The 22,328-nt window shown below is 64.7% G+C and carries 25 protein-coding genes; 9 read left to right on the top strand and 16 right to left on the bottom strand.

Translation table 11 applies throughout. The annotated features are described in order from the left end of the window. Positions 1-63 precede the first annotated feature (63 nt). On the bottom strand, positions 64-1,485 hold the full coding sequence (gene mgtE, locus IVB40_RS15440; RefSeq protein ID WP_247819231.1) for a magnesium transporter: 1,422 nt from the start codon (positions 1,483-1,485) through the stop codon (positions 64-66). Between the two features lie 116 nt (positions 1,486-1,601). On the opposite strand from mgtE, the gene IVB40_RS15435 reads away from it, so the two are divergent. Then, positions 1,602-2,375 (top strand): polysaccharide deacetylase family protein, encoded by a 774-nt coding sequence (locus IVB40_RS15435; RefSeq protein WP_027567371.1) that lies wholly within the window; start codon positions 1,602-1,604, stop codon positions 2,373-2,375. Positions 2,376-2,553: 178 nt separating this feature from the next. Beyond that, on the top strand, positions 2,554-3,858 hold the full coding sequence (locus IVB40_RS15430) for a polysaccharide deacetylase family protein (protein WP_247361709.1): 1,305 nt from the start codon (positions 2,554-2,556) through the stop codon (positions 3,856-3,858). 3 nt (positions 3,859-3,861) lie between these two features. Here IVB40_RS15430 and IVB40_RS15425 read toward each other — a convergent pair whose 3' ends face one another. Further along, the gene (locus IVB40_RS15425) at positions 3,862-4,236 is read right to left on the bottom strand and encodes a hypothetical protein (protein ID WP_027567373.1); all 375 of its coding nucleotides are present in this window, start codon (positions 4,234-4,236) and stop codon (positions 3,862-3,864) included. A gap of 287 nt (positions 4,237-4,523) precedes the next feature. Between IVB40_RS15425 and IVB40_RS15420 the strand changes: the two genes are divergently transcribed. After that, entirely contained in the window at positions 4,524-4,781 is a 258-nt protein-coding gene (locus IVB40_RS15420) for a hypothetical protein (protein WP_007603214.1), read from the top strand. A 22-nt stretch (positions 4,782-4,803) separates the two neighbouring features. Here the strand turns inward: IVB40_RS15420 and IVB40_RS15415 are convergent, their stop codons facing one another. The 12 genes from IVB40_RS15415 to IVB40_RS15360 form a co-directional block, all read right to left on the bottom strand. Next, the gene (locus tag IVB40_RS15415; protein WP_247819230.1) at positions 4,804-4,992 is read right to left on the bottom strand and encodes a hypothetical protein; all 189 of its coding nucleotides are present in this window, start codon (positions 4,990-4,992) and stop codon (positions 4,804-4,806) included. A 10-nt stretch (positions 4,993-5,002) separates the two neighbouring features. Next, positions 5,003-5,332: a four-helix bundle copper-binding protein gene (locus IVB40_RS15410; RefSeq protein WP_027567375.1), complete on the bottom strand. Its 330-nt coding sequence runs from the start codon at positions 5,330-5,332 to the stop codon at positions 5,003-5,005. A gap of 101 nt (positions 5,333-5,433) precedes the next feature. Then, the gene (locus IVB40_RS15405; protein WP_247819229.1) at positions 5,434-6,378 is read right to left on the bottom strand and encodes a cation diffusion facilitator family transporter; all 945 of its coding nucleotides are present in this window, start codon (positions 6,376-6,378) and stop codon (positions 5,434-5,436) included. An 18-nt stretch (positions 6,379-6,396) separates the two neighbouring features. Beyond that, on the bottom strand, positions 6,397-7,302 hold the full coding sequence (locus tag IVB40_RS15400) for an NAD(P)/FAD-dependent oxidoreductase (protein WP_247819228.1): 906 nt from the start codon (positions 7,300-7,302) through the stop codon (positions 6,397-6,399). After that, positions 7,299-8,375 (bottom strand): flavodoxin family protein, encoded by a 1,077-nt coding sequence (locus tag IVB40_RS15395; RefSeq protein WP_247819227.1) that lies wholly within the window; start codon positions 8,373-8,375, stop codon positions 7,299-7,301. Before IVB40_RS15395 ends, IVB40_RS15400 begins: the two co-directional genes overlap by 4 nt. 84 nt (positions 8,376-8,459) lie before the next feature. Then, positions 8,460-8,669, bottom strand: a complete 210-nt coding sequence (locus IVB40_RS15390; RefSeq protein ID WP_247361717.1) for a hypothetical protein — start codon at positions 8,667-8,669, stop codon at positions 8,460-8,462. Then, entirely contained in the window at positions 8,666-8,869 is a 204-nt protein-coding gene (locus tag IVB40_RS15385) for a hypothetical protein (RefSeq protein ID WP_247286906.1), read from the bottom strand. Before IVB40_RS15385 ends, IVB40_RS15390 begins: the two co-directional genes overlap by 4 nt. Before the next feature lie 253 nt (positions 8,870-9,122). Then, positions 9,123-9,416, bottom strand: coding sequence for a hypothetical protein (locus tag IVB40_RS15380; RefSeq protein WP_247286908.1), 294 nt, complete (start codon positions 9,414-9,416; stop codon positions 9,123-9,125). An 88-nt stretch (positions 9,417-9,504) separates the two neighbouring features. Beyond that, positions 9,505-10,251 (bottom strand): Crp/Fnr family transcriptional regulator, encoded by a 747-nt coding sequence (locus tag IVB40_RS15375; RefSeq protein ID WP_247462722.1) that lies wholly within the window; start codon positions 10,249-10,251, stop codon positions 9,505-9,507. Then, positions 10,251-13,418 (bottom strand): CheR family methyltransferase, encoded by a 3,168-nt coding sequence (locus tag IVB40_RS15370; RefSeq protein ID WP_247819226.1) that lies wholly within the window; start codon positions 13,416-13,418, stop codon positions 10,251-10,253. The genes IVB40_RS15375 and IVB40_RS15370 overlap by 1 nt, the downstream gene beginning before the upstream one ends. 340 nt (positions 13,419-13,758) lie before the next feature. After that, positions 13,759-14,025, bottom strand: coding sequence for a hypothetical protein (locus tag IVB40_RS15365; RefSeq protein WP_247286912.1), 267 nt, complete (start codon positions 14,023-14,025; stop codon positions 13,759-13,761). Between the two features lie 8 nt (positions 14,026-14,033). After that, positions 14,034-15,041, bottom strand: a complete 1,008-nt coding sequence (locus tag IVB40_RS15360; protein WP_247286913.1) for a chemotaxis protein CheB — start codon at positions 15,039-15,041, stop codon at positions 14,034-14,036. Between the two features lie 87 nt (positions 15,042-15,128). Here IVB40_RS15360 and IVB40_RS15355 point away from each other — a divergent pair, with 87 nt between their 5' ends. Further along, positions 15,129-15,530 (top strand): response regulator, encoded by a 402-nt coding sequence (locus tag IVB40_RS15355; protein WP_247819225.1) that lies wholly within the window; start codon positions 15,129-15,131, stop codon positions 15,528-15,530. A gap of 344 nt (positions 15,531-15,874) precedes the next feature. Here the strand turns inward: IVB40_RS15355 and IVB40_RS15350 are convergent, their stop codons facing one another. Beyond that, positions 15,875-16,657, bottom strand: a complete 783-nt coding sequence (locus IVB40_RS15350) for an SDR family NAD(P)-dependent oxidoreductase (RefSeq protein ID WP_247286914.1) — start codon at positions 16,655-16,657, stop codon at positions 15,875-15,877. Positions 16,658-16,830: 173 nt separating this feature from the next. Here IVB40_RS15350 and IVB40_RS15345 point away from each other — a divergent pair, with 173 nt between their 5' ends. The 5 genes from IVB40_RS15345 (at position 16,831) to IVB40_RS15325 (ending at position 21,675) form a co-directional block, all read left to right on the top strand. After that, positions 16,831-18,006 carry a zinc-dependent alcohol dehydrogenase gene (locus tag IVB40_RS15345; protein ID WP_247819224.1) on the top strand — a complete coding sequence of 392 codons (1,176 nt, stop codon included), beginning with the start codon at positions 16,831-16,833 and terminating at the stop codon, positions 18,004-18,006. Between the two features lie 12 nt (positions 18,007-18,018). Further along, positions 18,019-18,561 (top strand): hypothetical protein, encoded by a 543-nt coding sequence (locus IVB40_RS15340; protein WP_247396964.1) that lies wholly within the window; start codon positions 18,019-18,021, stop codon positions 18,559-18,561. 27 nt (positions 18,562-18,588) lie between these two features. After that, on the top strand, positions 18,589-20,193 hold the full coding sequence (locus IVB40_RS15335; protein WP_247819223.1) for an alpha-amylase family glycosyl hydrolase: 1,605 nt from the start codon (positions 18,589-18,591) through the stop codon (positions 20,191-20,193). Between the two features lie 145 nt (positions 20,194-20,338). Further along, positions 20,339-20,518 carry a CsbD family protein gene (locus IVB40_RS15330; RefSeq protein ID WP_247286918.1) on the top strand — a complete coding sequence of 60 codons (180 nt, stop codon included), beginning with the start codon at positions 20,339-20,341 and terminating at the stop codon, positions 20,516-20,518. Next, positions 20,515-21,675, top strand: a complete 1,161-nt coding sequence (locus IVB40_RS15325; RefSeq protein ID WP_247819222.1) for a DUF305 domain-containing protein — start codon at positions 20,515-20,517, stop codon at positions 21,673-21,675. The genes IVB40_RS15330 and IVB40_RS15325 overlap by 4 nt, the downstream gene beginning before the upstream one ends. Before the next feature lie 12 nt (positions 21,676-21,687). On the opposite strand, the gene IVB40_RS15320 is transcribed toward IVB40_RS15325, so the two are convergent. Beyond that, positions 21,688-22,296, bottom strand: coding sequence for an isochorismatase family cysteine hydrolase (locus IVB40_RS15320; protein WP_247819221.1), 609 nt, complete (start codon positions 22,294-22,296; stop codon positions 21,688-21,690). Positions 22,297-22,328 lie beyond the last annotated feature (32 nt).

Genomic DNA, 22,328 nt, shown 5'->3' with positions numbered 1-22,328 from the left:
TGGAGCCGACCCGGCGGCCCGGATGACGCTTCGCTCCATCCAGGCTACGGATTTCAACAGCTCCTACCTGAGCCCGAACCACAAGGTCGCAATTCCCAGGAAGGAGAAGAAGCCGACGACGTCGGTGACCGTTGTCACGAACGTGCCTGACGCCACCGCCGGATCGGCTCGCACACGTTCGAGTGCCATCGGGATCAGGATGCCGCCGAGCGCGCCGGCGAAGAGGTTCACGATGATCGCGAGTCCGATGACGATGCCAAGGCCCGGGATCCTGAACCAGGCCACCGCGGCGACGCCCGTGATCACGGCAAAGGCGAGACCGTTGACGAGGCCGACCAGACCCTCGCGCACCACGACGCGCCATGCATTGGAGGAGCCGAGCTCGCGCGTCGCCAGCGCGCGCACCGCGACCGTCATGGTCTGGGTCGCGGCATTGCCGCCCTGGCTCGCGACGATCGGCGCCAGCACGGCAAGCGCCACCATCTTCTCGAGCTGGCCCTCGAACAGGCCAAGCACGGAGGACGCCAGAAAGGCGGTGGCGAGATTGACCAGCAGCCAGTTGAACCGCGCGCGTGCAATGGTGAACACCGTGTCGGACAGCTCTTCGTCGCTGTTGACGCCGCCGAGCGCCTTGAGGTCCTCGTCCGCCTCTTCCTCGATGACGTCGACAACGTCGTCGACGGTGATGACGCCGACGAGGCGGTCCTGGGTGTCGAGCACCGGGGCCGCGACGAGATTGTACTTGCCGAACATGCGCGCCACCTCCTCCTGGTCCTCCAGGACGGAGACGCGGCGGCGATCCTCGTCGGTCAGCTCGGCAAGCGCCACCGGGCGGCGGGCGCGTAGCAGCACGTCGAGCGAGACCGCGCCCTGCCAGTGCTGCTCCTTGTCGACGACGTAGATCTCGTAGAAGCGGTCAGGCAGATCCGGCGTCTCGCGCATGTAGTCGATCGCCTGTCCCACGGTGAAATCCTGGGGCACCGCGATGAACTCGGTCTGCATCCGGCGACCGGCGGAATTTTCCGGATAAAGCAGGCTGCGCTCGAGCACGACGCGCTCCTTGAGCGGCAGCTTCTCGAGGATCTCCTCCTGATCGGCCTGATCGAGCGTTTCCAGCAGCTCGACCGCGTCGTCGGATTCGAGCTCGCGCACACCTTCCGCGACCGTCTGCGGCGGCAGTTCCTCGAGGATCTCCTCGCGCACGCCCTCGTCGAGCTCGTTCAGCGCGGAGAAGTCGAAATCGCGCCCTGTCAGCTCGACCAGGCGGACCCGATCGTCTGGCTCGAGAGCCCCGATGAGATCGCCGAGATCGGCCTCGTGCAGCTCGGCAACGCAGGCGCGCAGCGCGGCGCTGTCGCCGGCCTCGATCGCATGGGCAATTTCCGCGACGAATTCGTGACGAATTTCGCCGTCTTCATTGCGCATCGGCACGTGGTCGAGTACCAATTCCGCGGCAGACGCGGCACCGTCCAGATGTTCATCCATGGCGCGCCTCGCCGTCCGACAGGTTGGAACGAGTGGTCTGAGCTGTTGGTTCAGGCAATACCCACAAGGCAACTCTGAGCGCAATGACAAAGATGCTTCGACTGAGGCGGACCTCGATGGCGGCCGGCGCAGCCCTCGCGGCCCTCACCGGCATCGCCTCGACTGAAGCCGCCGAGTGCCCGCGCAAGGACGCGCTCGGCACCTCCCGCATTCTGAGCGTCGACGCCAAGACCACGCCGCGCGTGGGCCTGAAGAGCTTTCCGCAGACGTTGGCCCTCGCCGATCACGAGGTCGTGCTGACCTTCGACGACGGACCGCATCCGCCGACGACCTCGAAGGTATTGGCGGCGCTGGCGCAGGAATGCGTGCGCGCGACTTTTTTCCTGATCGGCCTGCACGCCTCGGAACACCCCGACATGGTCAAGCGCATCGCCCGCGAGGGCCACAGCATCGGCCACCACACCTTCTCGCATCCGTTCATGGCGCGGATCCCGCTCGACAAGGCGAAGAGCGAGATCGACCGCGGCATTGCCGCCGACGAGATGGCGCTGCACGGCACGCCGACGACGACACCCTCGACGCCGTTCTTCCGGTTTCCCTATTTCGAAGCGACGCAAGCCGAGCTCGACCTGCTCCAGTCCCGCGGCATCGTCGTGTTCGGGGCTGACCTGTGGGCCAGCGACTGGAACGAGATGACGCCGGAGCAGGAATTGAAGCTCGTCACCGAGCGGCTCGCCGCCGCCGGCAAGGGGATCATCCTGTTCCACGATCCCAAAGCGCGCACGGCCGCGATCATGCCGGCCTTCCTGCGGTATCTGAGGGAGAACGGCTATCGGGTGGTTCACGTCGTGCCGGCGGGCACATCGCAGAAGAGTGCCGACGCGCATTGATGCCGGAATGTCACGCCGGCGCAAAATGGGGTGATTTGGGCCCTATTAACAGTCTGTTCATGCTACGCCATGCAAGTATTGAGGGGACTTGCAACGGCAAAGGCTCTTGCGCCTGAACCGTTTGCTGATGTCTCCGACCTACTATGGCGGCAATCGCTTAAGAGGGCAGACGGGGTTCATGATCGGAAGTAGCGTTGTTGCTCGGACGCGATCGTGGATCGTCCTTTGCTTTGGCGGATTCCTCGGCGGATTTTTGGGTGTCCTGACCATCGGCTCGCCGGCCATTGCGGCCGACTGCCCCGGCCATCCGGACGCACTCGGGACCTCCCGCACGCTCGTGGTCGATCCGCACGAGCATCCCCGCATCGGCACCATGCAGTACCGCGAGACGCTGCCGCTGAAGGACCATGAAGTCGTCCTGACCTTCGACGACGGTCCGTTGCCGAAATATTCCAACCAGGTGCTGCAGATCCTCGCCGACGAGTGCATCAAGGCGACCTTCTTCATCATTGGCGAACAGGCCAAGGCGAACCCGGAAGGCGTGCGCAAGCTGGTCGCAGCGGGCCATACCGTCGGCACGCACAGCATGAACCATCCGCTCACAATGGACCGGATGCCGCTCGACAAGGCCGAGGCGCAGATCAATGGCGGCATCGAGTGGACATCGGCCGCAATGACCGATCCGTCCAAGCTCGCGCCGTTCTTCCGCATTCCCGGCCTGATGCGCGCCGACGGCGTCGAGAACGTGCTGATCTCGCGCGGGATCCAGGTCTGGAGCGCCGATTTCCCGGCCGACGACTGGCGCCATGTGTCGTCCGATCGCGTCTATCAGCTCGCAATCCAGCGGCTTGAGGCCAAGGGCAAGGGGATCCTGCTGCTGCACGACATCCAGGCCCGCACAGTGGCGGCGCTGCCGAAGATCATCCGCGACCTCAAGGCGCGCGGCTATCGCATCGTGCATGTGGTGCCCGCGACCCCCGAGCAGCCGGCGACGCCGACAACGCCGGTCGAATGGCTGCTGCATCCGCCGACCGAGACCACACCGATCGCGCGCTGGCCGGCCGTGCCGAACTTCGTGTTCGCGCAGACCAAGATGCTTCCGGCGCCCTCGCTGGCCGACCTCAACGCACAGGCCGCGCACCAACCGCTGCTGCCGCACAAGACCATGGCGCTCGCCAATGTCGCGGCCACCCTGCCCGTGCCTGGCCGCGATCTCTTTGCGATCCCGGAAGGCTCGGTCGAGGTGCTGCTGTCGACGACCTTGTCGCGGCGCGCCGCGACGCGCCTGGCGATGGCAGCCGAGACGCCCCGCGCGGCCAAGAGCAAAGCGGGCAAGTCGCGCGCTCCCCGCACCGCGCACGCTGTTCATGGCACACCGAAGCATGCCGCAGAGGCCGAGGGCGCTGCCCCCAAGAGCACTGCGCCCAAGAGCGCCGCGCCGCGCCCGACCCGTGTGGCGAGCCTGAAGAAGCGCGCGCAGTAGTGCTTACTGTCGCATGATGTTGGCGACGCAGAGCAAGACGATCAGCGCCAGGAAGAACAGGTCCATATAAGACTTGACCTCGCCGTCGCGCCGCAGCCGGGCGACGTCAACCACGACCTGCCTGCGCGCGTTCGTTCCGCCCGCGCCGTCATTGATCGGCCCTTGCAGCCGCTTGGTCTCAGCCTCCAGCCGCTCGATCTTCTGGTAGAAGTAGAACGCCCGCAGCGTCGAAGCTGCGCGCATGCCGGTATAGACCAGCACCAGGATCGCGATGATCGCCCGGTTCTGGTACTTCTCCATGAAATTCAGGCTGAAATAGACCATCGCCATGAATGCGAAGTTGGTCACGAAGCGATAGACGAAGCTTAAAAAGACCATGCGGGCTCAAGCCTTGGAGGGTGGCGCAACCGGACCGTGTTGCAAATGCGGGGATCAGGAGCCCAGACCGGAACAGCCGGCCTGAATGCCATGCAGGCCCGTCTACGCCAACTTTGTTTCAACAAAGATACTATTGCCCCTGCAATGCCGCCTTTTAGCCACGGCCGGCCATAATGCAAGCCGGAGCAAGGCCGCTGGTGCCTTCCGCGCGCCTGTTGGCTGCAACGGCTCCTTGGAGATTTGGCGGAAGTCCCGATAGACTGGGCCGCCACATGTGGGGTCTGCCGATGCCGAAGAAGGGAATCACCGGCCATGACGACTGGGTTTTGACCGAGGCGCTGGCGACTGCCTTAGTCGCGCTGGAGCAGCTCGACACCAAGCATCAGCCGAGCGCGCACATGGACGACATCCGCAAGATGCTCTCGAACGGCAAGGAGCCGGCGGCGGTGAGCCTGCATCTCGCCCAGGCCAAATGCCGGCTGTTTCCCGACCTCGATCCGCTGGAGATCTACCGGGAATACGGCATCGGCGAAGAGTATGGCTGAGAGCGCCGTTGACCGGCCGGACCTAAGGTCCGCCGGCGACAGATCCGGCGATCACCATGACCAGCGCGGCCAAGTCGATCTTGCCGTTGACGATCAGCTCCTCCGAGGCTTTCGCGTCGTCCGCCCGTTCGACCCTCAGCGATTGCGGCCGGTTCGCCGCCTGCCGCTTCAGCTCCTCGACGATGGCTTCCGTGAGTTTCTCTTCCAGCATGGGCTTGTCCTCAGGCCGCCATCGCACGGCAGGATTGTGCGCAGGAGCGGCACATGGCGACGCACTCCTCCATGCCGCCGACCCGCTCGCAATCTTCGGCGCATTCGCTGCAGATTTCGGCGCATTCGCCGCATGTGTGCCGGTGATGCGGCGTATTGATCAGCATGAAATGCGCCGCCGTCCGGCACATTTCGGCGCACGCCATCATCAGGCGGAAATGCTTGGGCTCGACGTGCTTGCCGCCGGTCTCGAGGCAATGGTTCATCGCGGTGCCGAGGCAGGTCTGGTAGCAGCTCATGCAGAGCGCGATGCAGCGCGTCATGTCTTCGGATTGAGCCATCCGGTGTCTCCAATGCTCGCCCCCTGCACCGGTCAACCAGTGGAACGTTGTGATCGTTCCTGCCGTCCTGCCGATTGTGACGCTGGGGGAACCTCGCGAAGCTAGCCGTAACGCCTCGCGCGCACCGCCCGGTAGCGAGCATCGGTCTGCGGCTTGATGAAGAGCGCGGCCACACTGGGATGGCGTTTCCGTATCTCGGCCTCGATCGAAACGACGCATCGCTCGATGTCGTCGGCGCGTTTGTCATCCGCAAATTCGATGCTGAGGGCCGCAACGACCTCGACCGGCGACAGCTGCACCGTCAGAAGACCGTTGGCCCTGAGCACGCCGGGCGAACGTCTTGCGATGTCGAGGACCGATCGCGCAAGTTCCGGATCGGCAGGCTCGCCGATCAGCAGGCTCTTGCTCTCGCGCGCGAGACCGATCGACACGATCGCCAGCAACATCCCGATCAGGATCGAGCCGATCCCATCCCAGACCGGCTGGCTCAGCACTACGGCAGCCGCGGTGGCCGCAGCGGCAATAGCGATGCCGACCAGCGCCGCGCTGTCCTCGAGCAGCACCATGAATGCCGGAGGATCCTTACTGCGAACGAAAGCCTGATAATATCCGAACCGCTGGCCGTCCGGGCTGAAGCGCCGCAGGGCAACCAGCCAGGAGCCGCCTTCAAACAGGAACGACAGCCCAAGCACCACGAAGCTGACGATCGGACTTTCGATCGGCTCGGGTGCGGCGACATGCAGAATGCCCTGATACAGCGAGACGCCGGCGCCCAGCGCGAAGATCAGCAGCGCAACGATGAAGCTCCAGAAATACAGCTCGCGCCCATAGCCGAGCGGATGGGATTCGTCGGGCGAACGGCTCGCGCGCCGGTAGCCGTAGAGCAGCAGGATCTCGTTGGTCGTGTCGACGAGCGAATGCACCGCTTCGCTCGTCATGGCCGAACTTCCTGTCCAGGCGGCGGCGCCGATTTTGGTGACCGCGACCAGGACATTGCCGAAGAGCGCCGCATAGACCGCGGTCTTCGAGGATGATTCTGTCACCAATGTCCGATACCCCGCTCCTCATGCCAGCCGCCGCGGCAGGCTGTGGTGGATGGTGCAGGCGGCGACCGCGGCGTGGCCGAACGCGACCGAGATCTGGTGCAGGTCGGTGACGACGTCGCCGATCCCGTAGAGCCCGTCGACCGAGCTGCGCTGATGGTCGTCGACTTTCAGGTAACCCTCCCCGGTATGTTCGGCGCCCAGCTTCATCGCAAGATGCGAGCGCACCTCCGCACCCATCACCGGGTAGACCATCTCGAATTGCGCCGTCCGGCCGTCGGCGAAGACGGCTTCGACGCCGTGGTCTCTCCGCCTCAGGCGCAGGCCGGACGCGACGACAATCTCGACGCCCGCTTCATTCAGCTCCGGTGCGGCGGCCTTCCCGTCATCCTCGCCCGTTGCCAGCAACGTTACGTCGCGCGAGTAGCCGCGCATGAAGAGCGCCTTGCCGGCGGCGCGGTGAAGCGGACCGACGATGCCGATGCGACGGCCGATCGCCTCGTAGGCGTCGCAAACGGGGCAGTAGCGCAACAGCCCGTCCGCGACCGCCGCGCGCCATTCGTCGAACGGCGGATGGACGTCGACGATGCCGCTGGCAAGGATGACGGTGGCGGCCGTATGCGCGCCGCCGTTCCAGATCGCCTGAAAACCGTGATCGTGTCGTCGCAAGCCGGTGACCTCGGCATCAACGCGCGTGACCGCGAGCTCGCCGAGTTGCGCGGACATGCGCGCGAGCAGGTCGGTGCCGGACAGGCCGTGGACGAAGCCCGGCACATTGTGACTGCGCGGGATCAGCGCCGCCCGGCTCGCGCCTGCGTCCACGACACAGACGCGGCGCCGAAATCGCGCGAGGTAGATCGCAGCCATCAGCCCGGCGGGGCCGCCGCCGACGATCAGGCAATCATACGGCTGATCATTCGCCGTCATTTTGGGTTTGGATCGGACAGGCCCGCACCGGGCTCGCGAAGCTGTCCGCTCCGCGCCAGCCGGACCGCGTTGCCGAGGGCGCGCGCGACGTTCTGCACCTCTGTCTGGAATGCCCTGTCGTCGTCGAGGTCGCGGTGCGAGGTGGCGTATGGCTCCATGTAGCCGACATAGCCATCGAGCTCGGCGAAGCGGCCCGCCGAGATCAACTGCATATCGGTCAACCAATCCGACAAGGCCCGGCGCACACCCTCGGCACCGACCGCATCGCCGTGAACGACGAGGCCGAAATGACGGCCGGCGAGATGGCGCGGATAGGACCAGCCCTTCAGCTCCAGCGCCTTGGCTTCGTCCGCCTTCTTGCCGTGGGTCGAGGTCGGATCGGGATTGCCGCCGTCGGCGCAGACCATGCGATCCATCATCGCCTTCAGTCCGGCGGGCACGTGATACCAGTTCACCGGCGTCACGATCAGGATGCCGTGGGCGGCGACCCACAGCGGATAGATATCGTTCATCCAGTCGTCGGTCTGCCCCAGCGAATAGTTCGGATAGCAGCTGCACGGCCAGTGGCAGAGCGGCATCGCGGTTCCGACGCAGGATTTGCAGGGATGGATCGTCTTGCCGAACTCCGAAGCCAGGCGCGACAGATCGAGGATGTCGACGGCAAACCCAAGCTCGGCAATGACCGGCTCGGCGAGCTCGACCAGACGCCAGGTCTTGGACATCTCGCCGGGACAGGTGTGCTCGCTGCGGGCCGAGCCGTTGATGATCAGGATGCGCGGCGTCTCGTCCGCATCGTCATGGCGTCGCTGCGCCGCCAGGATCTTCGCGCGCGCATCAAGCCAGTCGACGGCGATGTCGTAACCGGGATCGGCGAATCCCGCGCCCGCCTTTCGCGTCAGCGGGGCCTTGCGTGAACCGCTGTAGGCATCCCAGGCCGCGCCGACGATCGCGTCGAGCTCGCGCTGGAGCGGTGCAAAGGCGGGATCGACGAACCGGCTCCGGTAGCGACGCTCGAACGCCTCGCGCGAGAGCTTGACGGGCGGCATCCCCTTGCGAACGTCGGCTTCCGTCATGCTGGCTCCTCGCGAGGTCGGTCGGTACAGTCCGACCAACCCGGGGCGCAGCGCGCGGTTCCTCGTCGCTCTCCTCTCGTCGCTCTACTGGCGGACAACTTCCAGCGGCACATCGAACTGCGCGATGCGCTGGTCCAGCCGCCACAGTTCGATGCGGTGCACCAGCACGAGCGAGGCGGCCTCGCGCTTGGCCTGCTCATCATTGTCGCAGACCAGGTTGATGCATCCAAACACATGCCCGTCCGGATCGATCTGGAAAGCACGGTAGTGCTTGATGCTCCGCATCATCATCATCCTCGTCTCGGGTAGACGGGTTCGCTCAACCAGTCCGTCAGGTTCGAGGTCACTTCGTTCTGCATGGCGCGCCGAAGCAGCATGTCGCGCTCCTTGCCGGGCGGCAGGCTGCGCGCGCGCTCGCGGGCGGTTTCGGCGAATGCCGCTAATCGCTCCTGGAGCGATTGGGTTTGTTTCCTGCGGTTGCGTTTGGCGGTCATTGTACTTTCACAAAACCCTTTGGATGGAAGGAAATTGGCCCCGGCGGGAGGTCGGCGCCGGGGCCGGAGTTTCGTGCCGGTTGGGGCGGCCCAGACCGGCAGCGTTCAGAGCTTCGGCCGCAACCGCAGGTTCCTGCATTTCAGTAAGTTAACGGTGCGTGATTTTGCGGTGCGAAGGACAGCGGCCGAGCAGCGCCGGGCGCCCGCAGCGGGGCGCCATGGGGCGCGTGCTGCACGTTCACTTCGTCGGCTCCTATTCCGGCGGCACAAGGTGTTGGGCGGGCTGCTCTTCGCGATCGTCGCGAAGAGCCTTGAGCTCCGCACGCAACATCGCACTTTCCATCACTACGCGGCGCACCTCGCGCTTCGCATTTTCAAGCTGATCCGCGACCGCTCTGTGCTGCGCCCGAAGGACGCGGCTTGCTTCGATCGCGCGCTCAGCGCGGGAAAGGAGGACGTCGTTCATGGAGCGAGAGTATAAAAGCTTCGCGACGAAGGCGCCTTTACGTAAGTTACGTAAGTTGCTCAAAACCAGCCGTCCGCTCAAAAACAGCCGCGAACACTAACCTGGATCAAGTACCTCGGAACACCCGATCGGATATGGGACCAACGACCGTTCCCAGGCGAGAAAGCGCTTAGGCCCGTCGATAGAGTTGCAGATAGCTCGGCGAGAACAGCGCCGCGTCCTTGAGCGCATCGAGATCGGTGATGGTCAGCGTGCGATCGCGCAGCACGATCAGGCCGGAGGCACGCAGCTCCTGAACCGTGCGGTTGAGGTGGACCACCGACAGGCCGGTGGCGTCCGCAAGATCCATTTGCGTCACCGGCATCACGCAGGAATTGCCCTCGACCATGCCGACGGGCCGCAGCCGCTCGATGATCTCGCAGAACAGATGGGCCACGCGTTCAAAGGCCACCCGGCGGCCGAGGTTGATGGCCCATTCGCGCTGGATCGCGTTGTTGACGAGCGTCTCGCACCAGAACGCTTCCGCGAGCCCACGGTCGGCAGCCACCAGACCCTCGAACCGCGCGCGCTTGATTTCGGTGTAGACGACCGGCGTCATCGCCGCGATGGAATGATCCATCACCGACAGCAGGAACGCGTGCGCGTCGCAACTCTCGCCGGGAAAGAGAAAATTGACGATCTGGCGCCTGCCGTCCTCGAGCGTCTTGTAGCGGCAGAGCCAGCCCGACAGCACCAGGCGCACGCTGTCGACCGGATCGCCCTCCGAGATCAGATCCTCGCCCGCCCCTGCGCGCTGGATTCCCTCGAGCATTGCGTATTCGAGCGAGGTGCGGGCCTCGGCCGACAACGATCTCAGCACGTTCAGCCGGCGAATGACCGGATCCAGCAGGCTGCGATCTAGCGTCGACAAGGGCATCAGTTGGCTACCGCCGGTGTATGAAACGCGCGCTTGCTGAGGGGAATGGCGATCGTGCATTCCAGTCCCCTCGGATTGAATGCCATCGTGGTCTGCCCCTTGAACTCGAACGCGAGTGTGCGCTCCAGGAGCTCGGTCCCAAATCCCTTGTGCGGCGGCGGCGCAACCGGCGGCCCACCGCGCTCCCGCCACTCGAATACCAGCTCCGCCGGCTCGGTGCCCTGCTCAATGCGCCAGGAAATCTCGATGCGACCCGTCGGCCGGCTCAGGGCGCCATATTTCAGCGCGTTGGTCGCGAGCTCGTGAATGGCAAGCGCGAAGGTTTCCGCGGCCTTGGAGTGAAAACGTACCGTGGGCCCGCTGACACGCACCTGCTCGCCTTCTCTCGCATTATAGGCCAGCAGCTCCTCGACCGCGAGGTATTCGAGATCAACGCCGCCCTCGGGGTCGCGGGTCACCAGCGCCTGGGTACGGGCGAATGCGTTGAGTCGGCCGTCGAGGTGGGAAGCAAACTCCTCGACCGTCGAGCTCGTATCGGCCGTGCGACGCGCGATCGAGCGCACCACGCCGAGCGTGTTGCGGACGCGGTGCTGGAGCTCGGCCAGCAGCAGGCGCTGCCGCTCCTCGGCGCGGGTGATGGCGGTGATGTCGACGAAGGTGATGACGACCCCGGCGATGAAATTGTCGATGCTGCGATAGGGCAGGATGCGCACGATGTAGCGCGTGCCGCCGTCCGGGTCCCTCAGCTCGCGCTCGGCGATAGCGAGCGTGCGCAGCACGCCGCGAATGTCGTCGTAGAGCTCCTCGATCGGGATGCGCGCCTTGATGTGCGCGATGGGACGGCCCGTGTCGGTTTCGACGAGATGCAGAATTTGCGTGATCGCCGGCGTGAAGTTCATCACCCGCAAATCGTTGTCGAGGAACACGGTCGCAATCTGGGTGCTCTCCAGGAAATTCTCGAGGTCGCTGGTGGCGCGCGTCAATTCCTGGACGCGGTGGGCCAGCTCGCCGTTCACGGTGGTCAGCTCCTCGTTGACCGACTGCAGTTCCTCGCGCGAGGTTTCGAGCTCTTCGTTTGCGGACTGAAGCTCTTCGTTGAGCGACTGGTATTCCTCGTTCGAGGACTTCAGCTCCTCGTTGGTGCTTTCGAGTTCTTCGATGGTCGCCTGAAGGCGCTCCCGCGTCGCCCGCAGCTCGCCTTCGATACGCTCCACATGCTCGGTCTGCACCAGCGCATTGGGCTGGCCCTCTTCGGGATCAATGGCGCGGACCGGGCCTTCCTTGAACAGGACGACGAAATTGCGGTGGCCGCTGCCGCCATCCTGAATCGGCTCCACCGTGATGTCGACGAGAATGCGATGGCCGTTGGCGCCGAGTTGCACCTGCACGACATGGGCGGCCTCGTTGGTCTCCGTCGCGCGACTGAGCACCGCGCGCAGTTCCAGGCGGAGATCGCGGTGGACGAGTTGGAGCAGGTCTAGCGTAGCGACCCCTGCCGTCGGTTCGATGAAGCGGCCGGTGCGCCCGGAAAAATGCAGGACCTGAAAATTGCCGTCGATGATGACATAGGCCGGCGAGTAGCGTTCCGCGACCCGCTGCGCGCGGCGCTCCAGCCCGACGTCGGGGCGGAACGAGCGCGCCGGCACCACCTCGAGGGTTGCCCTCCCCGCAGCGGTCGTGATTGGAAATTCCGGCGGCAGCCGCGTTCCGGTCTCGAGCTTCTTGAAGATGCGGGCGCGGCGGTCGATCGGCACGAACAATTTTGGATGCCGCGTCACGTTCTCGGAATTGCCGAGGAACAGGTAGCGATCCGGCAGAAGTGCGAAATGGAATAGCGGGATCACCCGGTTCTGCAGTTCGGCATTGAGATAGATCAGCAGGTTGCGGCAGGAGACGAGATCGAGCTTGGAGAACGGTGCGTCCTTGATCACGTTATGCTGCGAGAAGATGCACATTTCGCGCAGCTCCTTGACCACGCAATAGGTGTCACCCTCGCGCACGAACCAGCGCGCCAGCCGCTCGCTGGTCATGTCCGCCTCGATCTTGGTGCGGTAGCGGCCGACGCGCGCGGTCGCCAGCGCCCGCCCGTCGATATCGGTAGCGAAGATCTGAACCTGCGGCGCGGAGTCCATTTTTGCCATGTGCTCGCGCAGGAGGATACCGATCGAATAGGCCTCCTCTCCAGTGGCGCAGCCGAGCACCCAGACGCGAACCTGCTGGCCCGCGATCTTGCCTTCGAAGATCTTCGGGACGATCTGGCTCTCCAGCACCTCGAATTCGCGCTTGTCGCGGAAGAATTCGGTGACGCCGATCAAGAGATCGTTGAAGAGGTGCTGCACCTCGTCCTGGTCGTTGCGCAGGAAATCGACATAGGCGGAAATATCGGCGATCTGAACCACCTGCATGCGTCGCTGCACGCGGCGCAGAAAGGTATTCTGCTTGTAGCCGTGGAAATCATTGCCGGTCTTGCTGCGCAGGACGTCGGCAATGCGCGACAGCGAGGTCGCCGCAGCGGCCAAGACCTCGTCGAACCCCTGCTTCTCTTCCAGCCGCCGCAGATGACGGGCATAGACCTGGATGTGCTCGGCGATGTCTTCGGCGGTCAGCACGTAGTCGGCGATCGCGGCCGGCGTATCGGCGTCCTTCAGATGATCCGCCTCGTCGCTCGCGCCTTTTTCGGCGATCGCGAGACCACCGTGATCCTTCAGCGTCGCAGTACCCAGCGTGCCATCGCCGCCGATGCCTGACAGGATCACACCGATCGATTGCTCGGCGCGTTCTTCAGCCAGCGACACCAGGAAGCTGTCGATGGTGGCCCGCTCGCCCGGCGCCTGCTCGGCCTCTCGGACTGCGAAGCGCCCGCCACGGATGGTGGTGATCATCGCCGGCGGGCATAGGTAGATCGTGCCGCCCTCGATGGTCTGGCCGTCGCTGATGTCGGCGACCTTGCCGCCGCTGGAATTCTGCACGATCCGGCGCAGCCGGGGTTCATCGAGCGCTTCATGATGTTGAAGCGCCAGCACGACGGCCTGGTCGGCCCCAAGGGTCAACTTGCCAAAGAAGCGTTCGATGCTGCCCAGAGCGGTCGGCGGGGCACCCACCCCGATGATCAGCGGGGAGTTGATCTGGCGCTCTCTTTCGACCGACTGGTCGCCGACTTCATGCATGGTCTTCGGTGGCTCTCATTCAGTGCCGGGACCGGATGCCCGCTCGCCGCAATAGCAGAATTGACGTTATCTCAACAGGTGAAAGGCGGAAATGCCACGCTGCGTTCCATACAGCGAGCGTCGTTGTCAATTCCCGACCACGGGCCCATAGTTGCGTGCGGCAGGAGCCCTAGGATGCAAACGTCCGACGAACTCGCGGCCCTGATCAGGCGGGCCGAGGATGCCACCGCGACCGCCCGCCGGCTGCTCCGCGAGAACGACCGTTTGCGCCGCAACGTCGAGCGGCAACTCGACTTCATGTATGAACTCGGCGCAGATTTCGGGCGGCCTGCCGCCCGGATCACTCCGGACCGACTTGCTGCCGAAGGTAGGCAATCCGCTGCTCGATCAGGACACGATGGCGCAGCCATTCGGTCAGGGTCTGCTTCAGGGCCTCCGCCAACCGCTCCGCCAGGGCCGCCTCATGGCTGCCGGCACTGAGTGCACGAATCCGATCCTCCTGGTCTCGGATGCGCTGCCAACCCTCATCGATATCACGATCGGCCTTGATCAGATGGCGGCGCTCGGTATCGAGCTGCTCGGTCCATTCGGCGAGGGAAATGTTCATGGCGACCCTCAAGCCTCCCGGTTGCGAACCGGAGGATCGAGCGACTTTAGCACAACCCGCCGGATCATGTCGGCATATTCGCGATATTCGGCAGCCCGCGCCTGGTACATCTCGGCAACCGCGGGCCGGCCACTGCGCCGGCCGTCGGCGGCCATGCGCTGCACTAGCTCCGCCCGCTCCTCGATGATACGCAGCGCGACCCGCAGGGCTTCATCCACTTGCCCTTCCTGCTCCTTGGCGAGGATGTCGGCGGTGTAGGCGTGACCGACCTGGCAACGGAAGCGCATCGGGTGCGCTTCCTTAATCTCGGACAGCACCCCCCCGCAGGCCGGACAGGTCAGCGCAACCGGATCAGCCACCGAGATGAGCTTGTCACTGCCGATCCGCTCGCCGGCCGCGATCTCGACCTCGAGCCGGATCTCCGGCGGGATCGGCAGCGCGGCGCCGGCAACTTCCCTGGTGAGATCGGACAGGACATCACCCATTCCGGCGCCTGGGACGCAAAGATCGATGATGGAGGCCTCCAGGGCGCTCCTTGGCATCTCATCGGCGATGGCGTCCGAGGGGTCCTGAACCACGGATATCCCGCCGCAACGCTTGATCGCGTTGAGACCGGCCGCACCGTCGGACAACAGGCCGCTGAGCAGCACGCCGATCACGCGCGGGCCGTAATTGATGGCGGCCGAGCGAAACAAGGCGTCGATGGCCGGCCGCACCATGTTCTCGCGCGGACCCCGCCCGAGGAACACGCGATCCTCTGACAGCAGCAGATGATGGTCGGGTGCGGCCAGATAAACCTGGCCCGGCTCGATCTTCATGCCGTTTTCGGCCTGCCGGACCGGGAGCGGGCCGGCGCTGCTGGCGACCGTCGAGAGAATGCCGATGCCTTGCGCCGGGATGTGCAGCACGATGAACACCGCCGCGGGCAGATCCGGCGGCAGGCGGCCCAGGATCTGCTTCAGCGGTGCGGTCGCGCCGGCCGAGCCACCTATGACGATGATGTCGCGGTTGCTCATGGAACCCACTTTCAGTTGTAACGTTTGTACCAAGGCGGGTCACCGCCCTATGTTCCTAGGGACCGGAAGGAAGGCATGGGAGGCGTCATGGCGATATCGCCCAGGTCAGATCAGCGGGAGCCGCTCAGCGGCCGGCGGATCTTCGTTGTCGAGGACGAATATTTTCTCGCCGATGACATTGGCAAGGCATGTCGCGCGCTCGGCGCAGACGTCGCGGGCCCCGTCGGCGATCTCGCGGACGCACTCAGGATCCTGCACGACGGCAGCATCCTGGATGCCGCCGTGCTCGACGTGAACATCCGCAGCGAGATGATCTTTCCTGTCGCGCGCGAACTGAAGGCACGGAACATACCGTTCCTCTTCACGACCGGATACGACAAGGTCACGATCAGTCCGGAATTCCACGACGTGTTGATCTTGGAGAAACCGATCGATCTGCCGGCGATGGCCCACAGGCTGGCCGCACTGATCGCCGACCCGCAGGGGTGAGCCGAACGGCGATCAGAACAGATGCGCGAAAGCGAGCCAAGCGGTCACCGCCAGGCACAGGAGCACCGCAGCATAGGGCAACGCGATCCGCAAATCAGCAGCCCTCCCCGCCATTAACCCATCATCATCCAGGCGATCGCCGCCATCATCACCAGAAAACCCGTGATTGCCGTTGCGATAAAGGCCTGTTCGACGCGATCCATCGGCATCACAGCCCCCCTTCTCCAGCCCAACCAATCTGGCGGACTGGGAAGCCACGCGCATTAGGCTATGTGAATCGGATTCCTCCTTTGTCGATCCGCGGGAGCGGCGGGGTCCTCAGCCTAGATTGCGACGGCATCGTTCTACGACTTCGCCGTGCCCGGCTCCGCCATCTTGCGATGCTGCTTGGCCAACATCTCGTTAGGCGTGACGTTGGCGATTGTGGTCTGGATCTTGTTCTTCATTCCGGTCACGATGTCGGACTCGCCGCGCAACATGGCGTCGAAGCCGGCCTTCGCGACGTCGTAGGCGCTGTCCTTCGGCTCGGTGCCGACCTTCGTGTCCATCATGTCGGCGCGGCGAAAGAACTCGGTTTCCGTGGCGCCCGGCATCAGGCAGGTGACGGTGACGCCGCTGTCGCGCAGCTCCTCGCGGAGCGCGAACGAGAATGAATCGAGGAATGCCTTGCTGGCGTTGTAGACCGCCTGGAAGCTGCCCGGCGTGAATCCAGCGATCGAGCCCGTGATCAGGATACGGCCCGAATTGCGGCGAAGCATCTCGTTGCCGGCGCGATGGATCAGATACAGCGTGCCGGTGATGTTGGTGTCGACAAGGTGCTTGATCCTGGCAAAATCCTGGTCAAGGAAGGCCTTACCAAGGCCGACGCCGGCATTGGCCAGCAGCGCGTCGATCGGCCGGTCGCCGACCGCGGCGCAGAGCTTGTCGACGCCTTCGGTGGTGGCGAGATCGGCCTCGACCGCCTCGACGCTGGTGCCGAGCCTGCGGAGATCCACGGCCACCCTCTCGATCTCGGGCTCATCGGCAGCGATGACAAGGTTGAAGCCTCCTTGGGCACAACATCTGGCGAGTTCCAGGCCGATGCCGGTGGAGGCGCCGGTAACGACTGCAAGTTGGTTCGCGGCCATGAGCGTATCCTTCGCTAGTCCTTGAGTGGGATTGATGACGCTCCAATCACCGCGGTGGCCGCTCGTTCCTATCGGGGACGCACTCTGGTGCGGCGCAAAGATTCTGCACCGTGCGATAGCAACCATCGTTCGCTGTTCGACTTGGATGCCTCGTAGCTCGCGGGAGGACAGAGATGAAGGCGCTGGTTTGGCACGGCAAGGAAGACATTCGCTGCGACACCGTCACCGATCCCGAGATTCAGGATCCGCGCGACGCGATCATTAAAGTCACGAGCTGTGCCATCTGCGGTTCGGACCTGCACCTCTTTCACAACTACATACCGGGCATGCTGCCCGGCGACATCATGGGCCACGAGACCATGGGCGAAGTGGTCGAGGTCGGCTCGGGGGTTGATGGCAAGCTGAAGAAGGGCGACCGCATCGTCGTGCCCTTCACGATCATTTGCGGCGAATGCGACCAGTGCAAGCGCGGCAATTTCTCCGTCTGCGAGACCACCAACCGCAAGCGCCATCTCGCTGAAAAGGTGTTCGGTCATTCCGGCGCCGGCCTGTTCGGCTATACGCATCTGACCGGCGGCTATCCCGGCGGCCAGGCCGAATATCTGCGCGTGCCCTTTGCCGACGCCACCCACATCAAGGTGCCCGCCGGAATTCCCGACGAGCAATTGCTGTTCCTCAGCGACATCTTCCCGACCGGCTGGCAGGCCGCCGTGCAATGCGACATCGAGCCGACCGACACGGTCGCGATCTGGGGCTGCGGTCCGGTGGGGCAGATGGCGATCCGCAGCGCCATCCTGCTCGGCGCCAACCAGGTTATCGCGATCGACTGCCTGCCTGAACGGCTCAGCATGGCCGAAGCCGGCGGCGCGACCACTATCAATTTCGAGAACGAAAGCGTCCTGGAGCGGCTCGAGGAGCTCACCGACGGCAGAGGCCCCGAGAAATGCATCGATTGCGTCGGGATGGAGTCGCATGTGATGGCCTCCCTGCCCGACACGCTGCTCGACCGCGCCAAGCAGATGGTGATGGTGGAGAGCGACCGGCCGCATGTGCTGCGCGAGATGATCTATGTCTGCCGTCCCGGCGGCATCCTTTCGGTCGCGGGCGTGTACAGCGGATTCTCCGACATGCTTCCGATGGGCGCCTTCATGAACAAGGGCCTGACGATGCGCACCGGCCAGACCCACGTCAACCGCTGGACCGACGACCTGCTCCATCGCATCGAGGAAGGCCAGATTGATCCGTCCTTCGTCATCACCCACACCGTCCCGCTTAGCCAAGGTCCCGAGATGTATCAGGTGTTTCGCGACAAGCGCGACTCCTGCGTCAAGGTCGTGCTGAAGCCCTGAGGAGCAAGATACATGTTTCATTTCTCCAACATCGTTCGCACCAAGGGCGATCCGAAGATCGTCGAAGGCGGCCCGAGCCTGAAGCGCCCCGAAGACCAGCTCGCCCGCGCGCTCGGCTGGTTTAGCATCGGCCTCGGCGTCGTCGAATTCTTCGCGCCACGGCGGGTCACGGAAACGCTGGGAATGGAAGGCCATGAGACGCTGGTCCGCGCCTTCGGCGTGCGCGAGATCCTGGCCGGGATCACGACGCTCTCGGTCGAGAAGAACGCCGGCCTGTGGGCCCGCGTCGGCGGCGACGGCCTCGATGCCGCCGCGCTGCTTTCCGGGTTGACCGCGGATAATCCCAAAAAGGGCAATATCGCGCTGGCGCTGCTGATGGTCGGCGGAATCGCGATCCTCGACTACCGCGCCGCGCAGGACACCAAGCCGCGGCGGCCGCCGCGCGACGCCCGGCGCAAGCTGTATCCGAACCGCAGCGGCTTTCCCAAGGGCATCGAGAGCGCCCGGACCGCGGCAAAACAGATCGCGGCGCACGCCACGGCGGGACGGACCTGAAGACGCACGACGAGGTGATGCAAGGCAATGAGCGACGAGTCCCGTGATGAAGGTGCCTGGTGGAAATCCGCCGTCATCTACGAAATCGCACTGATCTCGTTCCAGGACTCGGACCGTGACGGCAAGGGCGACCTCGCCGGTCTGACATCGCGCATCGACTATCTGAAATGGCTCGGCGTCGACGCGGTGTGGCTGACGCCGATCTACAAGAGCCCCTTCCGCGACCTCGGCTACGACATCTCCGACTACTGCTCCATCGACCCGGCGTTCGGTAGCCTCGATGCGTTCGACCGCCTGCTCAGGGCCCTGCACGCAGCAGAGATCCGCGTGATCCTCGATCTCGTGCCCAACCATACTGCGAACGATCACGCATGGTTCGTCGAGAGCAGCAGCTCACGGAATAGCGCGAAGGCCGATTGGTACATCTGGGCCGACGCAGCCGAGAATGGCGGTCCGCCCAACGACTGGCTGAGCCGCTTCGGCGGCAGCGGCTGGGAATGGTGCGAGGCGCGGCGGCAATATTACTACCATTCCTTCCTGGTCGAGCAGCCCGATCTGAACTGGCGCAACCCACAGCTGCGCGCCGCGATCGCCGATGTCATGCGCTTCTGGCTCGATCGCGGCGTCGACGGCTTTCGCGTCGATGCCAGCGCGGTCCTGATCAAGGATGCGCTGCTGCGCGACAATCCGCATAACCCGCAAGCCAAAGGCAAGCCGCCGCCGCAGCGCCAGACGCCCGTCTTTACCGACGACCGGCCGGAGACGATGGGTTGCATCGAATTCATCCGCGAGGTGATCGACGGCTATCCGGGGCGGATGCTATGCGGTGAAGTCCAGGGCAAGACCGACCGCATCGGGCACTTCTACGGCAACGATCGACCGCGCCTGCATCTGCCGCTCAATTTCGCGCTGCTGGACTCGCAATGGGACGCGCTGTCCCTGCAAGCAACGATCGACGCGTATTACAACGCCATCCCGGATCACGCATGGCCGGTCTGGGTAATCGGTGGTCACGACAAGCAGCGGATTGCGAGCAAAATCGGCGACGCGCAGATGCGGGTGTTGGCGATGCTGCTGATGACGCTGCGGGGAACGCCGTTCTTCTTCATGGGCGACGAGATCGGCCGCAAGCGCGTTCCCATTCCGCCCGACCGCGTCCGCGACCCCTTCGAAAAGCTTGTGCCGGGCTACGGCCTTTGCCGCGATCCCGAACGCGCGCCGATGCGATGGGACGACAGCACCAACGGTGGCTTTACCACCGGCGATCCATGGCTGCCGCTGGAGCCGCCCGACAGCGCGGCCAACGTGGCCGCGCAGCAGCGCGATGCGCGTTCGATCCTGGCGCTGTTTCGCGCGCTGATGACGCTGCGGCACGAGCAGGCGTGCCTGCGTCACGGCGGCTACGAGCCGCTGCGCTCGCAGAACGATGTTCTTGCCTACCGGCGGACGGACGGCGGCAACGACATTCTGGTCGCGCTCAACATTGCCGCCGAGCCGCGGAAATTGCATTGGCAAGGTCGCGGCCGCCTGCTGATGTCGACGCATCTCGACCTGCCGTCCGAGCGGTTGCCGGGCGCCACCATCCTGCTCCGCGGCAATGAAGGCGTGATCATCGAACTCGAGCCAAGATGACGCCCGAGGAACCATCCACGCGTCAGCGAGTCTCATTCAACGCTTCCGACGTCCCCCCTGCCGGAGGCTGAATAGACGAAACCGCGGCCCCGGCGCTCATCCCCCTTCAAGCGCCGGGGTCACGGCGTGAGCCTGGAGGCAGACCATGAGCAAGACCAAGGGCCTCGGTCAGCGGATCGCTGGCAAGGCGAAACAGGCCGTCGGCGAGATCGTCGGCGATCAGGATCTCCATGAGGAAGGCAAGGAGCAAGCGGGGCGCGGCCGGGACGAACAGAGCAAGCCGAGCGAGCTCAATCCGTTGAAGAAACTCAATCAGCTGACGTGAACGCCGCCGCGCCGTCCGCCATTTCCAGTTCAATTCGCCCCGGTGATGAAGCCGCCTCACGGCGGCGCTCCCGCTGGATCGCCGCTGCCCAACTCGGCCTGATCAGCAGCACCTTCTCGACCATCGTCAGCCAGCTCTTCGCCGCGCGCATCGGACGCGATGCCGCCGTCGACTGGATGACGGTCGCCGCCATTCCCGCGCGCGATTGGGCGATCAGCGCAGAGCCGTCGTGGAGCGCGATCCTTGCCGGGATCGCCTTCCACCAATGGGCGGACTTCTCGTGGGCGCTGGTGTTCTTCGGTGTGCTCGGACGCTTGACCGCCGACCTGCGGCCGCTCACGGTCCTCCTGCTCGCCCTGCCATGGGCCGTGTTCTCGTCAAGCATGGAATGGTTCGTGCTGGTGCCGCTGTTTCCGTTCTGGCAGCCGCTGTTCACGCTGCAGCAGCCGTACTGGATCGGCCTGCTCGTCCACAGCTCCTCGGCCGTGATGTACCCCCTGTTCGCCAGGCTGCGCTGGACGGGGGGAGCTGCACCCGCGCGCGATGTTCGTTTCACCAATGCCTGGATCACCGGCGCGCTGGCCTTGATCGCGCTGCTCGGCGCGACCGCGTTGTTCGGCAGCCATGGTTACGAGCCGCCGTGGATGGGCCACGACAGAGATGCGGACCAGACTTACATCCGTCACATGACCGCGCATCACGCCCAGGGCATCGCGCTGGCGCGGATCGCCGCGGAGCGCGCGCAGGACCCGCACCTGCGAAAGCTGGCGATGCTGATGGTCGCGAGCCAGACCGGCGAGAACCAGATTTTCGAGACCTGGTGGCTGAGCTGGTTCGACACCGAGATGCCCGATTGCAGCACGGACGAACGTGCCGCGATGCCGGGCTTCCTTACACAGGCCGAGATGCGACAGGTCAAGACCGCGCCGGCGTACCAATTCGACACGGTGTTCGTCGAGACGATGAGCAAGCATCACGCCGGCGCGGTCAGGATGGCCGACCAGATGTGGCATAGCGGCGGCGATCTGCGCCTGCGTGTTATGGCCCACGCCATCCGCCACGAGCAGCAGGGGGAGATCGCGCTCATGCACCGCGCGAGCGGCATTGCTGCCGTCACCACGGCGTTCCGCAACATGCTCGGCGACAACGTCAATTGAGTAGATTGCACCCTACTCGCGCCAGAACTCCGCCAATTCCTCGGCGGTCATCAGATCGACCTGTCCATGAAAGCGGGTGCGGTACATCGTCATGAGCGCATCGTGGCCGACATCGGACGAGCTGCACAGCGCATCCTCGACGATGACGACCCTGAAGCCGAGATCGACGGCGCTCAGGACCGTCGAGAGCACGCAGACGTCAGTCTCTGCGCCCGTGATCACGGCTGTGCCGACGTTCTTGTCGATCAGCAGGCTGGCGAGGCCGGGATTGCTGAACGCCGAATAGGCCGGCTTGTCGATGACGGCAGCCGGCGGAACGAACCGGCTCAGGGCCGGCACGAGTTCGAGGCCGGATGGCGGCAGATGTTTACGGGTCGCTTCGCGCCAGCGACGAAAATAGCTCTGCCACTGTCCGGGCCGATCCTCCGGGTTCTCGGGCGTGATGAATCGCGTGAAGATCGTTCTGGCCTGATGGCGCGAAACGATCGAGGCGATCGTCGGCAATACTCTCGCCATCCATGGCGTCGCCCAGAGACCGCCGGGAGCGAAGATGTTCTGCATGTCGATGCACAAGTGAACGGCGTCGCTGATGCCGGTCACTTCCGACGCGCTGTCTCTCATCGTCCTTCACTCCTGTGGGCGCGATCGACGGC

The organism is Bradyrhizobium sp. 40 (assembly GCF_023100925.1).
In the GTDB taxonomy this organism is placed as follows: domain Bacteria; phylum Pseudomonadota; class Alphaproteobacteria; order Rhizobiales; family Xanthobacteraceae; genus Bradyrhizobium.
The sequence above is the reverse complement of the archived record's forward strand: the minus strand, read 5'-3'. Positions and strand labels throughout refer to the sequence as shown.